At 69.2% G+C, this 15,721-nt stretch carries 11 protein-coding genes and 1 riboswitch; of the genes, 3 read left to right on the forward strand and 8 right to left on the reverse strand.

All coding sequences use genetic code 11. The annotated features are described in order from the left end of the window. Positions 1-22: 22 nt before the first annotated feature. From ACTJKH_RS13665 to ACTJKH_RS13675, 3 genes are all read right to left on the reverse strand, one after another. A complete protein-coding gene (locus ACTJKH_RS13665; RefSeq protein WP_440737371.1) occupies positions 23-820 on the reverse strand; it encodes an energy-coupling factor transporter transmembrane component T family protein in 798 nt (265 codons plus the stop codon). Then, positions 820-2,277, reverse strand: a complete 1,458-nt coding sequence (locus ACTJKH_RS13670) for an ABC transporter ATP-binding protein (protein WP_440737372.1) — start codon at positions 2,275-2,277, stop codon at positions 820-822. Before ACTJKH_RS13670 ends, ACTJKH_RS13665 begins: the two co-directional genes overlap by 1 nt. Beyond that, complete coding sequence (locus ACTJKH_RS13675; protein ID WP_440737373.1) at positions 2,274-2,933, reverse strand: ECF transporter S component; 660 nt, start codon at positions 2,931-2,933, stop codon at positions 2,274-2,276. The genes ACTJKH_RS13670 and ACTJKH_RS13675 overlap by 4 nt, the downstream gene beginning before the upstream one ends. After that, positions 2,927-3,036: riboswitch (TPP riboswitch) on the reverse strand. (Overlaps the previous gene by 7 nt.) Before the next feature lie 82 nt (positions 3,037-3,118). Here ACTJKH_RS13675 and ACTJKH_RS13680 point away from each other — a divergent pair. Next, positions 3,119-4,675 (forward strand): D-alanyl-D-alanine carboxypeptidase, encoded by a 1,557-nt coding sequence (locus ACTJKH_RS13680; RefSeq protein WP_440737374.1) that lies wholly within the window; start codon positions 3,119-3,121, stop codon positions 4,673-4,675. Positions 4,676-4,815: 140 nt separating this feature from the next. Here ACTJKH_RS13680 and ACTJKH_RS13685 read toward each other — a convergent pair whose 3' ends face one another. From ACTJKH_RS13685 to ACTJKH_RS13695, 3 genes are all read right to left on the reverse strand, one after another. Beyond that, positions 4,816-7,059: an ABC transporter ATP-binding protein gene (locus ACTJKH_RS13685; protein WP_440737375.1), complete on the reverse strand. Its 2,244-nt coding sequence runs from the start codon at positions 7,057-7,059 to the stop codon at positions 4,816-4,818. Continuing rightward, a complete protein-coding gene (locus ACTJKH_RS13690) occupies positions 7,056-8,783 on the reverse strand; it encodes an ABC transporter ATP-binding protein (RefSeq protein ID WP_440737376.1) in 1,728 nt (575 codons plus the stop codon). The genes ACTJKH_RS13685 and ACTJKH_RS13690 overlap by 4 nt, the downstream gene beginning before the upstream one ends. A gap of 202 nt (positions 8,784-8,985) precedes the next feature. After that, positions 8,986-10,047 (reverse strand): enoyl-CoA hydratase/isomerase family protein, encoded by a 1,062-nt coding sequence (locus tag ACTJKH_RS13695; RefSeq protein ID WP_440737377.1) that lies wholly within the window; start codon positions 10,045-10,047, stop codon positions 8,986-8,988. 121 nt (positions 10,048-10,168) lie between these two features. Here ACTJKH_RS13695 and ACTJKH_RS13700 point away from each other — a divergent pair, with 121 nt between their 5' ends. Continuing rightward, complete coding sequence (locus tag ACTJKH_RS13700; protein ID WP_440737378.1) at positions 10,169-12,157, forward strand: ATP-binding cassette domain-containing protein; 1,989 nt, start codon at positions 10,169-10,171, stop codon at positions 12,155-12,157. A 77-nt stretch (positions 12,158-12,234) separates the two neighbouring features. On the opposite strand, the gene ACTJKH_RS13705 is transcribed toward ACTJKH_RS13700, so the two are convergent. Beyond that, the gene (locus ACTJKH_RS13705) at positions 12,235-12,684 is read right to left on the reverse strand and encodes a hypothetical protein (RefSeq protein ID WP_210096077.1); all 450 of its coding nucleotides are present in this window, start codon (positions 12,682-12,684) and stop codon (positions 12,235-12,237) included. 145 nt (positions 12,685-12,829) lie between these two features. Between ACTJKH_RS13705 and ACTJKH_RS13710 the strand changes: the two genes are divergently transcribed. Further along, positions 12,830-14,233: a DUF222 domain-containing protein gene (locus tag ACTJKH_RS13710; RefSeq protein WP_440737379.1), complete on the forward strand. Its 1,404-nt coding sequence runs from the start codon at positions 12,830-12,832 to the stop codon at positions 14,231-14,233. A gap of 107 nt (positions 14,234-14,340) precedes the next feature. Here ACTJKH_RS13710 and ACTJKH_RS13715 read toward each other — a convergent pair whose 3' ends face one another. Further along, positions 14,341-15,663 (reverse strand): glutamate-1-semialdehyde 2,1-aminomutase, encoded by a 1,323-nt coding sequence (locus tag ACTJKH_RS13715; RefSeq protein WP_440737380.1) that lies wholly within the window; start codon positions 15,661-15,663, stop codon positions 14,341-14,343. Positions 15,664-15,721: the final 58 nt, after the last annotated feature.

Raw genomic sequence — 15,721 nt, forward strand, 5'->3', positions numbered from 1 at the left:
CGGTGGGCGGCGAGCTCGCGGCTCAGGCGGTCGGGCCGAGGATGAAGTTCCACGCCCCCGTCAGCACCGCCGTGGCGATCGCGACGACCGGGATGACTGCGGCGAGAGCGACGAGCAGGGTGTCTCGCCGATCCCAGACCGACTCCCTGGCCCACGACCTCGGTCCGTTGCCCCCGAACCCGCGGGCCTCCATGGCGGTCGCCAACGATGACCCGCGACGGATCGCGAGCACGAACAGCGCGAACGCCATGCCGAAGGCCCGACGCACGCGCCCCTCATCGGCGACGCCGCGCGCCCGCCGCGCGAGAGCGAGGGCCCGCCAGTCCTCGACGAGCAGTCCGAGCATCCGCATCCCGGCCAGCGCGCCGACCACGAATCTCGCCGGCAGCTTGATCCGCTGAGCGAGGTCGTCCGCGAGATCCGTCGGATCGACGGTGATGAAGAGCACCACCGCGGGAAGGCCGATCGCGAGCACGCGCACCGCGGTCGCCGCAGCCAGCGCGAGCGATCCGTCGCTGACGCGCATCACGAACCACTCGACATGGATCGTGCCGCTGGTGGCGCCGTAGAGCGCGATGGTCACGGCGCTCAGCGGCGCGGCGATCCACAGCACGGCCGTGCGGGTCCAGAACTCCTTCGCCCGGAGGCCCGCGAGCAACAGCAGTGGGATCTCGAGCAGCAGGGCGACGGATGCCGAGACGACGTCGATCGTCAGCACGAGGGGCAGAGCGATGAGCAGCGCCGCGGCGAGTTTGGCCAGGGCGGAGCGCGGCGCGATCGGTCCCGGTCGGTCGACGCGAGCGGTGAGCCGATCGATCATCAGCGCACCTCGATCCGTCGAGCGTGCAGGGCGTCGAGCACGGCCTCGTCATGGCTGATCGCGACGACCGCGGTGCCCTCGTCGCGCAGACGGGCGATGAGACCGACGAGCTCGGCCCAGGTCGTCGCATCCTGACCGAACGTGGGCTCGTCGAGCACCAGCAGCCTGGGGCGGGTGGCGAGTGCCGCGGCCACCGTGAGCCGCCTCTTCTCTCCGCCCGAGAGTGTGTACGGATTCGCACCGGCCAGGGCGGTGAGCCGCAGCCGTTCGAGGAGGTCGTCGACCCGCACGGCGATCTCGGGCTCGGGGACCTTCAGAGCTCGCGGGCCGACCGACAGCTCGTCGCGCACGGTCTTCGCGAGCAGCTGATGCTCGGGCGTCTGCAACACGGTGGCGATGCGGGTGAGCAGCGCACGCGACGACCAGCGGAAGGGGTCGCTCTTCTCCCCCGCGGCGAGCGCCGGCAGTGCCGAGACACGACCGCTCTCGGCGGGGATGAGTCCCGCGAGCGTCAGCCCGAGCGTCGACTTGCCCGCGCCGTTGGCGCCCGTCACACCGAGCGCCTCGCCGGCGCTCACGTCGAGATCGAAGGGTCCGGCCACGGCGAGTCCCCGGCGTCGCGACACGGTGAGCCCGCGCGCCTCGAGCAGGGGTTCCCCGGGTGGGCGCGACGGTGCGGGCGGAGTGGCCGGCGGATGCCCCGGAACCCAGACTCCGGATGCCGCGAGCTCGGCGCCGCGTGCACCGAGCACCTCATCCGGAGTGCCGTCGGCGAGGACGACCGTCCCCTCGGGGTCGGCACCGAGCACGATCACTCGGGTGACCAGCGGCAGCCAGACGTCGATGCGATGCTCGATCACGACGAGGGTCGCACCACTGACATCGAGCGCCGCGGCGACGGCATCCCGCACATCCTGCACGCCCTGGGGGTCGAGGTTGGCGGTCGGCTCGTCGAGCAGGATCGCACCCGGCCGCATCGCGAGCACACCGGCAAGTGCGAGACGCTGCTTCTGGCCGCCCGACAGCGCCGCGGTCGAGCGATCGAGCGCGACGTCGAGCTCGACGGCATCCAGAGCCTGCCGCACCCGCTGCCAGATCTCGTCGCGAGGGACTCCGAGGTTCTCGCACCCGAAGGCGACGTCGTCGCCCACCCGGGCGAGGATCGTCTGGGTGTCGGGGTCTTGCAGCACCATGCCGACGCGTCCGCGGGCCTCGGTCGGCGGCTTCCCGTCGACCAGCAGCGCACCCCGCGTCTCGCCCTCGTCGGCGCCGCCGAGCACGCCGCCGAAACCCTGCAGCAGAGTGGACTTGCCCGAGCCGGAGGCGCCGAGCAGAAGCACCCGCTCCCCCGGCTCGATGCGCAGGTCGACGTCGCGCACCGCCCAGCGCAGCCGCGTCGCGTACCGCCACCCCCAGCCGCGGGCTTCGAGGGTGGCGGGCGTCGTGGGCGAGGTCACACCCGTGCGGTGACCTCGCGGCCGGCGGCGAACCGGCTCAGGGCTCCCGTCGCCGCGAGTCCCCGGGCGATCAGCCAGGCACCGAGTCCCGCGATCACGGCACCCGAGATGGTGGTCGAGACGATGTAGACCGTGGTGAAGAGCGTGTCGGCGCCCGCGTACCAGAGGATGCGATCGTTGATGCCGCAGGCGAGGCCCGCTCCCGCTCCCGCCAGCATCACGACCGGCAGCCGCCAGACGCCGTAGAGGAAGATCAGGAAGATCAACTCGGCGCCGAGACCCTGCACGAGACCCGAGACGATGGTCAGCGGCCCCCACGCGTTGCCGACAAGAGCCGAGATGATGGCGGCGACCAGCTCGGTGTAGAGCGCAGCGCCGGGCTTGCGGATGATGAGACCGCCGAGCACGCCGGCGATCAGCCAGGGCCCCGCGAGCAACCCCTGCACGCCGGGGAGGAGCGGGGTGAGGATGCTGCTCGGCACCTCGTAGCCGACGTTCCAGAGCAGGAAGACCAGCGCGCAGGCGACCGCGATGACGCTGGCGACGACGATGTCGACGACCCTCCAGCGCCAGAGCTCGGGACGACCGAGGCCCTTCGATGCGGAGGCGGTGGCGTACGGCGATTCCGTGGTGGATCCGGACGTGGATGTACTCATCAGTGACTCCTCCCTGCGCTGGCATGACCCAGATCAGGTTCGACGGTCGAAGCGCGATTCGCTCCCTCTCAGCCCGGCTCGCCGGACTCCCGTGGTTGTGCTGTCGATCTTACCCAGTGCCGACACTCGCGTCTGCTCCTGTTGCAGCGCCGCGGATCTGAGCGCGAGTTCGGTACCGTGAGGAGGTGACCGCTCCTGACTCCGCCGAGGCCACTGCTTCCGATGCGCCCGCCGACGCGTCGTCCGATGGCAGCGACACGGAGGCGACGACACCGGTCGACCGCAGCGAAGCCGTCGATGCGGAGGCGACGGCGTCTGTCGCGGATAGCGACTCCGCGGATGCTCCTGACGAGCTCGACGACGCCCCCGATGTGCAGTGGGCGGAGGGCGCCAGCGGAGGGACCCCTCTGACGTGGGTCGACCCCGCGATCGTCGCGCAGCGGACGACGGATGGGTCGCTCGACGATGACGCCGACGCCGCGACCGGAAGTGCACTTCTGCAGGGCGCGCGACTGCGCCCGGCGATCGCGCGCCCCGGACTCCTCGTTCCCCTGGGCGTGCTCGTCGGACTCGTCGCCGCCTATGCGGGGACGACTCTGCTCTGGCCGCTGCACGAGGTGCCGCCGACGGTCCAGGCGGTCGAGCTCGTACCGGCCGCCGCCCCTGCGGCCACGGTCACCTGGCCCACACAGGGAAGCGCAGCAGTCGGCGTCGGTGGTCTCTCGACCAGCTCGTCGTCTCTCGACGCTGCGGCGATCGCGAGCGTCACGAAGGTGGTCTCGAGCCTGATGGTGCTCGATCAGATGCCGCTGGCCGTGGGCGAGCAGGGTCCTGAATTCCGGTTCACCTGGTCCGACAGCATGGAGTACTGGGAGTACCGTCGCTCGGATCAGTCGGCGCTCGACGTACCCGTGGACGGCACCCTCACCGAGTTCCAGCTCCTGCAGGGCACGCTCCTGGGTTCGGCGAACAACTACATCGACCGCCTTGCGCGCGAGATCTGGGGATCGGAGTCGGCCTTCACGTCGGCTGCCGCCACCTGGCTGCGCGATCGGGGACTCGACGGGATCACGATCATCACGCCCTCCGGGTTCGACGACCGCAACAGAGCCACGCCCGAGTCGCTCGTCGCTCTCGCCGAGCTGGCGATGCAGAATCCCGTGTTCGCGGGAATCGTCGGCACGCCGTCGGTCGACCTCCCCGGCGCCGGAACCGTGAAGAACACGAACGGGATGCTGGCGGATGCCGGTGTCGTAGGCGTCAAGACCGGCACGCTCGGCGACAGCTGGAACCTGCTGACGGCGAAGGACATCACCATCGACGACACGACGGTGCACCTGTACGCCGCCGTGCTCGGGCAGGCCGATGACAAGCAGCGGCTCGCCCAGACCCGATCGCTGTTCTCGCAGGTGGAGGCCGGGCTGCAGGCGCAGGCTCCCGCCGTCGCGAAGGGCACGGTCGTCGGCGAGGTCACCACACTGTGGGGCACGACGACGGACGTCGTGACGGATGCCGATGCCGACGTCGTGCTGTGGAACGGCGCGACCGCGCAGACGACGTCGACATTCCACCTCGGAGACAGTCGCGAGTCGGGCGATGAGATCGGCACGATGACGAGCACCGGCCCGCTGAACACCGTCACCACCTCGGTCTCGCTGGCGGATGACGTCGAGGCGCCGAGCCCGTGGTGGCGTCTGACCCATCCTTTCGAGCTCCTCGGCATCACCGACGAGCAGCGCTGAGCGGGTCTCGCCCTCTCTGCACGACAGGCGCGCCTCTGGACGACAGGCGCCTCTGTCCACGACAGACGCCTCTGTCCACGACAGACGCCCCGCCCCGAGTGAACGGGGCGGGGCGTCTGACTGTTCACGCCGTGTGCGCGTCAGGCGTTCTGCTCACCGGCATCCGGCCGTTCGACGATCGCCTGTGCTGCCGCCGCCTCGGCGCCGGGCACCTGCGCACCGACCGAGACGCCGACCTGTGCGGCCGCAGCCTCGTCGTCGGCGTCACCGCTGACGACCACCGGGGTCGTGCCGGTGAGCGAGTCCTCGGCATCGATGTCGGTCGCCGCCTGCTCGAACTGCGACTGGTACAGGCGCCAGTAGGCGCCCTGCGCCGAGATCAGCTCGTCGTGCGTGCCCTTCTCGACGATGTCGCCGTGCTCCATCACGAGGATGAGGTCGGCGTCGCGGATGGTCGACAGGCGGTGCGCGATCACGAACGAGGTGCGTCCCTGTCGCAGGGCCGCCATCGCGTGCTGCAGCAGCAGCTCGGTGCGGGTGTCGACCGCCGACGTCGCCTCGTCGAGGATCAGGATCGACGGCTGGGCGACGAAAGCCCGCGCGATCGTGATGAGCTGCCGCTCACCCGCCGAGACGTTCGACGCGTCCTCGTCGAGAACCGTGTCGTACCCCTCGGGGAGGGCGTGCACGAAGCGGTCGACGTACGTCGCCTTCGCGGCCTCGAGCACTTCGTCGTCGGTCGCCCTGGAGCGACCGTACCTGATGTTCTCGCGGATGCTTCCGGCGAACAGCCACGGGTCCTGCAGCACCATGCCGGTGCGTGACCGCAGCTGGTCGCGCGTGACCTCGGAGATGTCCTGACCGTCGAGCAGGATGCGCCCGCCGTTCAGCTCGTAGAACCGCATGATCAGGTTGACGAGGGTCGTCTTGCCGGCTCCCGTGGGCCCGACGATCGCGACGGTCTGGCCCGGCTCGACCCGGAACGAGAGGTCCGTGATGAGCGGGCGCTCGGGGGTGTACGAGAACGCGACGTTCTCGAACTCCACGACGCCCTTGCCATCGGCGAGCGCCGGAGCGTTCGCCTCGTCGGCCTCCTGCTCTTCGGTGTCGAGCAGCTCGAACACCCGCTCGGCCGACGCCGTTCCGGACTGCACGACCGCAGCCATGCCACCCAGTTCCGACAGCGGCTGCGTGAACTGCTGCGAGTACTGGATGAAGGCCTGCACGTCACCGAGACGCAGCTGTCCGTTCGCGACCATGAGACCACCGAGCACGGCGATGCCCACGTAGGTGAGGCTGCCGACGAAGGTCATCGCGGGCATGATGATGCCCGAGAGGAACTGCGCCTTGAAGCTCGCCTGGAACAGCTCCTCGTTCTCGTCCTTGAACTTGTCGAGGGCGTCCTGCTCGCGTCCGAAGACCTTCACGAGTGCGTGTCCCGAGAACGCCTCCTCGACGCGCGCGTTCAGACGGCCGACCTTGCGCCACTGCGTTCCGAACGCCTTCTGCGACCGCGGTCCGATCACGCCGAAGATCACACCCATCAGCGGGAGCGCGACGAGAGCGACGAGCGCGAGCTGCCAGGAGATCGAGAACATCAGCACCAGCACGCCCACGACCGTGAGCACGGCCGTGATCGCACCCGACAGCGACTGCTGCATGGTCTGGGTGATGTTGTCGATGTCGTTCGTGACGCGCGAGATCAGGTCACCGCGCTGCACCTTGTCGAAGTACGACAGCGGCAGACGGTTGATCTTCGCCTCGACCTGCTCGCGCAGGCGCCACATGGTGCGCACCATGATGACGTTGATCACATAGCCCTGGATCCAGCTGAGGAACGCGGCGGTGACGTAGATCGCGAGGACCGCGATGATGACCCACCGCAGCGCGTCGAAGTCCACGCCGTCGCCCACCCGGAAGTCGCCGAGGGCCGAGACCTGGTTCGCGAAGTCGTCCTGTCCGCCCTGGCGGAGGAGGTCGACCACGTCGTCCTTCGGCGTTCCGGCCGGGAAGCCCGGGGAGTCGCCGTTCGGCATCCCGAGCTGCACCGAGATGAAGCCCTTGTAGATGAGGTTCGTGGCCTCACCGAGAACCTTCGGAGCGGCGACCGTGAGCACGACGCCCACGGCACCGGCGATCGACACCAGGACGAACCAGACGGCCGACGGCTTGAGCAGCCCGATCATCCGCGTGAAGCTCTTGCCGAAGTTGTCGGCCTTGCCCGGCGCGACGCTGTCCCAGCCGCCGCCGTTCTGCCGTGCCTTCTCGGCGAGTTCGGCCTCGTACTTCTCTTCGTCGGTGAGTTCCGGCTCGACCGTGGTCGCCGCTGCGGCCTGCGCCGCAGCGCGACCGCGGCGGGTCTTGGGTGCGTTCTGCTCGCTCATGCGTCCACCCCCAGCTGCGACTCGACGATCTCTCGATAGGTCGAGCTCGTCTCGAGGAGTTCCTCGTGAGTGCCGACGCCGACCATGGTGCCCCCTTCGAGCACGACGATGCGATCCGCATCGGTGATGGACGAGACGCGCTGCGCGACCACGATCTTGGTCACATGCGGCAGTTCTCGCCACAGCGCCTGCCGAAGCCGCGCGTCGGTCGTGAGGTCGAGCGCCGAGAACGAGTCGTCGAACACGAGGATCTGCGGCTGGCGCACGATCGCGCGAGCGATCGCGAGACGCTGGCGCTGACCGCCGGAGACGTTCGTGCCGCCCTGGGTGATGCGCGACTCGAGCCCGTCGGGCATCTCCTCGACGAAGTCACGGCCCTGAGCGATCTCGAGCGCGTGCCACAGCTCGTCGTCCGTCGCGTCCTCACGGCCGTAGCGCAGGTTGGAAGCGACGGTTCCGGTGAAGAGGAACGGGCGCTGCGGCACGAGGCCGATGGTCGCCCACAGCGATTCGACATCGGCCTCACGGACGTCGGAGCCGCCGACGAAGACAGCGCCTCCCGAGACGTCGAAGAGCCGCGGGATCAGCGAGACGAGGGTCGTCTTGCCCGCGCCGGTCGAGCCGACGATCGCGACGGTCTCGCCCGGCTCAGCAGCGAAGCTGATCCCCGTGAGCACCGGCGAATCCGCACCGGGGTAGGTGAACTCGACGCCGTCGAACGCGACGGATCCCGGCGTCGGGAAGTCGGTCACACCGTTCTCCGGGCGCTCCATGCTCGACGTCGTGTCGAGGACCTCTCCGATGCGCTCGGCCGAGACGGCCGCGCGCGGGATCATGATCGCCATGAAGCTGGCCATGATGACGCCACCCATGATCTGACCGATGTACTGCATGAAGGCGAAGATCGTGCCGACCTGCACCGTGCCGCTGTTGACCTCGATGCCGCCGAACCACACGACGGCCACGATCGTGACGTTGAGGATCAGCATGAACAGCGGGAACAGCAGGACGAAGAGCGAGCCGACCTTGCGTCCGACCACCATGATGTCGGTGTTCGCGCCGCGGAAGCGCTCCTCCTCGATGCGCTCGCGCACGAACGCGCGCACGACCCGCACCCCGGTCAGCTGCTCGCGCATGACGCGGTTCACGGTGTCGAGCTTGCCCTGGTAGCTGCGGAACAGCGGCACCATGCGGCTGACCACGAGGCCGGCGACGATCAGCAGCAGCGGCACGGAGACGGCGATGAGCCAGCTCAGCCCGATGTTCGTCTGCACGGCGAAGATGATGCCGCCGATCGCGAGCAGGGGCGCGGTGACGAGCATCGTGGCGCCCATCATCGCGAGCATCTGCACCTGCTGGACGTCGTTCGTGTTGCGGGTGATGAGGGATCCGGCGCCGAACTGCGAGACCTCGCGCTCGGAGAATCCGCTCACCTTGCCGAACACATCGGCGCGGATGTCGCGGCCGGCGCCCATCGACGCCCGGGCCGCGAAGTAGGTGGCGATGACCGACGCGACGATCTGGCCGAGCGACACGGCGAGCATGAGAAGCCCGGTGCGCCAGATGTAGTCGGTGTCGGACTGCGCGACGCCCTTGTTGATGATGTCTTCGTTGAGACGCGGGAGGTAGAGGGTGGCGATCGCGCTGGCGAACTGGAAGACCAGCACGGCCAGCAGGAGCCACTTATAGCGGGACAGGTATCGGACGAGAATTTTTCCCAGCACAGGCGGACTTTCTAGGAAGGATGAAGCGGCGGATCTCCCGGACGGGCGGGACGCGGGCCGACGATCGCGCACATGCAAGGGTGCCACGAACCGGGGACATTCGTATCCCCCTGCAGGTGGACCTTCGCTGACAGCGAACCATTTCCCGCGCGGCCAGCGGTTTATGCACCGCGGTGAGGAACCGCAGATATATCGATACTTCTCAGAAGAGCGGGCGATCCGGCACGAAATCGCGAGCCTCGGCCCCTGCATCCGGAGCCAGATCGGCGATGGACGCGGGGTTCCACTTCGGATTGCGATCCTTGTCGACGAGCTGCGCCCTGATGCCCTCCACGAGGTCGGGGTGTCGCGTCACGAACCACATGACCCGTCGGTACTCTCCTTCGAGCGCAGCGCGGAGGTTCGGAAGAGCCCGCGCCTCGCGGACGGCGTCGAGGGTCACCGCGAGGCCCGTCGGCGCCAGGCTCTCGAGCAGCTCTGCGGTCGCCGTGGCATCCGCCGTTCCCTGCTCCTGCAGGCGTGCGACGATCTCGGCGACGCTGTCGGCGGAGAACGCCTCGTCGATCCATGCACGCGAGGCGGGCAGTTCCGACGGATCCGGGGTCTCGTCGAACAACAGGACGATCTCGGCCGGGCCCGTGGGGTCCGCGCGGTACGCGAGCGCCTCGCGCAGCGCGTCGAGGCGGTCGGAGGGCACGAAGTGGTCGGCGAAGCCGAGCAGCACGGCATCCGCTCCGTTCATGGTGCCGCCGGTGAGGCCGAAGTACTCGCCGAAACGACCGGGAGCCTGCCCCAGCAGCCAGGTGCCCCCGACATCCGGGGTGAAGCCGATGCGCGTCTCGGGCATCGCGAGCTTCGAACGCTCGGTGACGATTCGGATGGCCGCGTGGCCGGAGAGACCGATGCCTCCACCCATGGTGATGCCGTCGGCCAGGCTGACCACGGGCTTCGAGTACTCGGCGATCATCGCGTTCAGGGCGTACTCGGCGCGGAAGAACTCGGCGGTCTCGTCGGCACGGCCCGCGACGATCTGCGCATGCAGCCCTCTGACGTCTCCCCCCGCGCACATGCCGCGCTCGCCTTCGCCGTCGATCAGCACGATCTGCACGTCGGTGTCGTCGCGCCACGCCTCGAGCGCCTGCGTGAGCAGCTCGATCATGCCGAGATCGAGTGCGTTGATGGCTTCGGGCCTGTTGAGCGTGAGCCGTCCGAGTGCGCCTTCAGTGCGGACGAGGACCCGGGGAGCGGCGGTGGAATCGGTCACGGGTGCCACGTTACCCCTCGACCGCAGCCTTGCATTCGGGTGGGTTTGTAGGGTAAATGCGCGATCCGGCGGCTTTTCCGGCAGGATAGAGAGAACTGCCCACTGCAACGAGAGGTCGCAGATGCCCGACGGACAGGTGCTCGAGTTCACGCGCGTCACCAAGCGATTCAATGACGTGACGGCGGTGTCCGACTTCTCCGCGCGAGTCGAGCCCGGTGTCGTGACCGCTTTCCTCGGCCCGAACGGAGCCGGGAAGACGACGACACTGCGCATCCTCCTCGGTCAGGTCCGCGCCAACTCCGGCACGGCCACGATCGGCGGCGTCGCGTTCCCCGACCTGCGCCACCCCCTGCGCACGATCGGCTCGGTGCTCGAGGAGACGGTCTACCGCCCTCGCCGCTCGGCGGGGCGCCAGCTGACCATCGCGGCCAAGGCCAACGGCATCCCGCTGTCGCGCGTCGACGAGGTCCTCTCGCTCGTCGGTCTCGAGCACGAGAGCGAAGGACGCATCGGCAGCTTCTCGCTCGGAATGCGCCAGCGCCTGAGCGTCGCCCACGCCCTGCTCGGAGACCCCGGCGCCCTCGTGTTCGACGAACCGGCCAACGGACTCGACCCCGAAGGCATCCGCTGGATGCGTCTGCTCATGCGCCGCCTGGCCGACGAGGGCCGCACGGTTCTCGTCTCCTCGCACGTGCTGAGTGAGATCGAGCAGGTCGCCGATCACGTGCTCGTGCTCTCGAAGGGGCAGCTCATGCTGTCGAGCGGCATCGAGAAGCTCGCCGACCCGTCCGCCGGGTCGGTCGTCGTGGATGCCGCAGACCGGGCCGCCCTCAAGGCCGCCCTCTCGACTGCCGGCCTCGAGGTCGAGGTCCTGCGCTCCGGACTCACCGTCCGCGGCAGCAACGCCGGCAAGGTCGGCGCGATCGCCGCATCGGCCGGCATCGCCCTGACCACCCTGGTGCAGCGCGGCCCGACCCTCGAGGACGTGTTCATCGAGCTCGTGCGCGGCGGCACGCTCGCGCCTCACGCCATCGCGGCCGCCTCGCAGTTCATCGCTCCTGAGGCCGAGCCGTCGGAGGCGGCGCTCGACGCAGCTCCCGCGACCACGGTGATTCCTGCGGTCGTCGAACCCGCCGTCGCGACCTCTCCCGAGACGGTGAACGCCGACGACGGATCGGATGACGCTGACGATGCACCTGCGGACGACGCGGCGAACGTGGACGAGGGAGCGGAACCTCTCGAGGCCGATGCCTCTGAGACTGCTCCCGCTGCGGACGCGCCCGTGGACGCTGCGGATTCGGATGCCTCGCAGACCGACGCCGCTGCCGCGGATGCCGCTGAGGCCAGGGCCGACGACGCGGCTTACGCCGCGGCTGCGGCACGCGACGTCGAGCACGCGGCGGCAGAACTCGGGTACGCGGCCGATGCATCCGACGCGAACGACGCGGAAGACGCCGCCGACGTCGCCTCTGAGGCCGCCGAGTCGCAAGAGCAGGCCGGGCACGACGTGGATGCGGCATCCGAGGGCGAGGAGGCGACCTCCGAGGAGGGCGCACGCCCTTCGTTCGATGACATCCTGTTCGGAACCGCGCCGGTGAACGATGCGGAACCGTCTGCGGATGCGGACACCGGTTCGCGCTCCGAGAACGGGTCTGCGCCCGCGGACGAGGGTCTCGACGAGCACTCCGGCGTCGAGTTCTTCTCCGAGGTACCGGCATCCGAGGAGTCGGTGTCCGGTGACGATGCCGATTCAGCTGCCGGCGAGGCGGACGCATCGGACGACGACCCGCGCTCCGCGGCTGTCACGTCGATGCTCGCCGCAGCCGCTCGCGCCTACTACGACGACGAGCCGAAGGACTACCCGCTCGGGGTTTCGGACGCTTCCGAGTCGGACGCCTCCGAGCCGGACGAGGCACATTCGGATGAGGCACAGCCGGACGATGCTGCCGTCGAGCCCTCGGAGAACAGCGAGTCGGGCGTGCAGGACGCGACCGACGCACAGGAGCACCACGAGGGCGAGAACCACGGCGGTGAGCACCACGAGGGTGAGCACCACGAGGGTGAGCACCACGACGGTGAGCACCACGAGGGTGAGCACCACCAGTCCTGAGGCTTCGACGCCGCACTTCATGCGAACGCCCTCCGCGCCGAAAGGCTGCGGAGGGCGTTGCTCGTTCCGGAGGGCGGTCAGGCCGGCCGAGGGCGGATCACCGGGCGACGGCTGCCCTTCGACACGGGGGTCGGCGACGTGGCGACGATCTCCTCGACATCCGCGGGCTCGTCCGAGACGTCGAGCCTGAGGGCCTGCGTCAGCGCGAGGCCGTGCTTGGTCGTGAGGATGAGGCGACGGTACTGCTCGTCACCCGACAGGTCGATGACCACGCTGGGGCGGCGGCGGCGGATCAGCACGAAGTCCACGCTTCCTGCCGCCTTCCACGTTCCTGCGGCGAGCACACCGGGAATGTGCGTGCCGGGGTTCGGTACGCCGCGGAGCCAGGCCCAGGCGTCATCCACCAGCTGCACCTTGGTGATCGTCTCGCGCACGAGCCGCACGTTGTCACGGTGGAAGCTCGCTGCACGCTCGATCGGCGAGAGCACGATCTCGAGTTGCGTCTGGTCCAGCAGCAACGTCACCATGCGTCCAGTCTGCCAGCGGCACCCTCACAGATGTCTGTGTCTTGCTCACAGGAAGGCAACGATCCGTTGTCGGTTCCCACGATTCCACCTCTCTTCCATTCCGGTGTTCCGCTCGAGTTTCGAACAAATCTACTAGACTCGGAGCATGACATCCGCCAGCGACAACGGTCTCGAGCAGCGCAGAGAGCTGCTCGATTCGTGGGTCGAGACGCGGCGCCAGATCGCCCGTCTCGAGGCCGAGGCCGCGGGCCTTCTCGCCGAGCGGATGCAGCTGGGTCGAGCCGAGTCCGACGAGCATCCCTACCACCGAGATGCGATTCACCGATCGATGATCGCGGAGTATGCGGCCGCCGGCCGTATGACTCAGGGCAGCGTCGAGTACGCCTTCACGGATGCCGGCTTCCTCGACACCAGCCACCCCCTCGTGCAGCAGGCGTTCCGTGAGGGGCGCGTCACGGCCGCCCACATCCGCGAGATCGTGCGCGCGGCGGGGGTCGTTCGCGAAGCGGTGAACAACGGGCAAGCGGATGCCGACGCGCTCACGCTCTACGACACCGTCGCCGTCATCGTCGCCGAGCGCGAGACCGCGGCGCGCACGCGTGTGCATCTGCGCGAGCTCGCAGCGGCGCTGTCGGGCTCGACGACCACCGAGCGTCACGCTCGGGCACGAGCCGAGCGCACCGTCACGCTGCGGCCAGCGGGCGACGGGCTCGCCGTGCTGACGATCGTGCTGCCCGAGCATCTCGCGGCGGCGATCCTCGACCGCCTCACGCAGCTCGCGCGAGCGGTGATCGCCGGGCGCAGAGACCACGAGCCCGTCCTCGAACCGACAGACGACGGGGAGAACCCGATCTATCCCGAGGACATCGCTCAAGACGACCCCTCGCGAGACGACTATGCGATCTTCGGCGACGGAACATTCACGACGGATCCGACGGGCCCAGAGGTCGAGCACATCCCGGCAGACACTCGCACGATCGATCAGGTGCGCACCGACCTGCTGATCGACCTCCTGCTCGCGTCCGACCCGAGCGCCGCGAACGGCTCAGGACTCGACAACATCCAGGGCCGGATCCACGTCACCGTGGCGGCCACCACTCTTGCCGGGTGTGACGATCGCTCCGCGCAGCTCGACGGGCACGGCCCTCTGCACCCCGACATCGCACGAGACCTCGCAGGCCGGAATGGCGGGTGGTCCCGGTTGTTCCTCGATCCGACCGGCCTGGTCGTAGAGACCGACAGTTACACGCCCACGGAAGCCATGCGACGGTTCCTGCGCGCTCGAGACCAGCACTGCCGGTTCCCCGGATGCAGGATGCCGGCGCATCGGTGTCAGATCGACCACACGTTCGATCACGCGAAGGGTGGCAGAACGGAGATCCACAATCTGGGTCATCTCTGCGCGACCCACCACGTACTCAAGCATCCCGACATCGCAGACGATCATCGATGGACGGCCCGTCAGCTGCCCGACGGAACGGTCGACTGGCATAGCCCGCTCGGACGCACCTATCGCGACTCGCCACCTCGACGCGTCATGTTCGTCTGACGCCCGCACAGGAACAGGACCGGGCCAGTCGAAGAGCCGGTCAGAGTCGCGTCACGCTGACGCCGGTCAGAGTCTCGCGTCAGAGGCTGAAGTCGGTGAGCGTCGCGTCACGCCGACGCTGCGGCCGCCGCAGCCGCGGCGATCGGCAGTGCCGCCTCGATGCGCTGCAGTTCCTCGTCGCCGTGTGCGGCGGTGAGGAACCATGCTTCGAACACACTCGGCGGCAAGGCGATGCCCTGCTCACGCATGGCGTGGAAGAACGGGGCGTAGCGGAACGACTCCTGAGCCTGCGCCTCCGCATATGTGCGGGGTGCAGAGGCGCGGAACGACGCGCTGAACAGGTTGCCCGCATGGGCCACGGCGTGCGAGACTCCGGCATCCGTCAGCGCGGCGTCCAGCGCACGAGCGACACGGGCCGCCGCGGCATCGACCGTCGCATACACCTCGGGGGTCGCCAGACGCAGCGTCGCGAGTCCTGCCGCCACCGAGAGCGGGTTACCCGAGAGCGTGCCCGCCTGGTAGACCGGGCCGAGGGGCGCCAGCATATCCATGACCTCTGCGCGGCCACCGAGCGCAGCCAGCGGCATGCCTCCGCCGACGACCTTGCCGAACGTGATGATGTCCGGCAGGTAGTCCTCTCCGGCCGCTGCCTGGAGTCCCCAGAAGCCGGCCGGATGCACGCGGAAGCCCGTCAGCACCTCGTCGAGGATCAGCAGAGCGCCATGCGCGTGGGCAGTGTCGGCCAGCAGACGGTTGAAGCCCGGCAGCGGCGGGACCACGCCCATGTTGGCGGCCGCCGCCTCGACGATCACCGCGGCGATGCGATCGCCGTGCTCGGCGAAGACCGCCGCCAGCGCATCCGGGTCGTTGTAGTCGATCACCAGCGTCTGCGCCGCGATCGGAGCCGGAACGCCCGCAGAACCCGGCAGTGCGAGCGTCGCGACACCCGAGCCCGCCGCGGCGAGGAGGCCGTCGGAGTGCCCGTGGTAGTGGCCCGCGAACTTCACCAGCAGGTCGCGCCCGGTCGCGCCGCGCGCGAGGCGGATCGCCGTCATGGTGGCCTCGGTGCCCGTCGACACCAGGCGCACACGCTCGATGGGCCGGACCTCGCCGAACCGCACGCGGTCGGCGATCAGAGCCGCGAGTTCGACCTCGCCCTCGGTCGGAGCTCCGAACGACAGCCCCCGGGTGGCAGCCTCCTGCACCGCGGCGACGACCTCGGGCTGCGCGTGCCCGAGCAGCGCAGGACCCCACGAGGCGACCAGGTCGACATACTCGTTGCCCGCGGCATCCGTCACCGTCGCGCCCTTCGCAGACGCGAGGAAACGCGGCGTGCCGCCGACGGACCCGTATGCGCGCACCGGCGAGTTCACTCCGCCGGGGATCACCGTTCGGGCAGCGGAGAACAGGTCGTCATTGCGGTCGGTCACAGCACACTCCTCAGCGATGCGCGGAGCTCTCCCGGCATCTCTTCCAGGCTAGTCCGCC

The organism is Microbacterium sp. 22215 (assembly GCF_052045655.1).
In the GTDB taxonomy this organism is placed as follows: domain Bacteria; phylum Actinomycetota; class Actinomycetes; order Actinomycetales; family Microbacteriaceae; genus Microbacterium; species Microbacterium phyllosphaerae.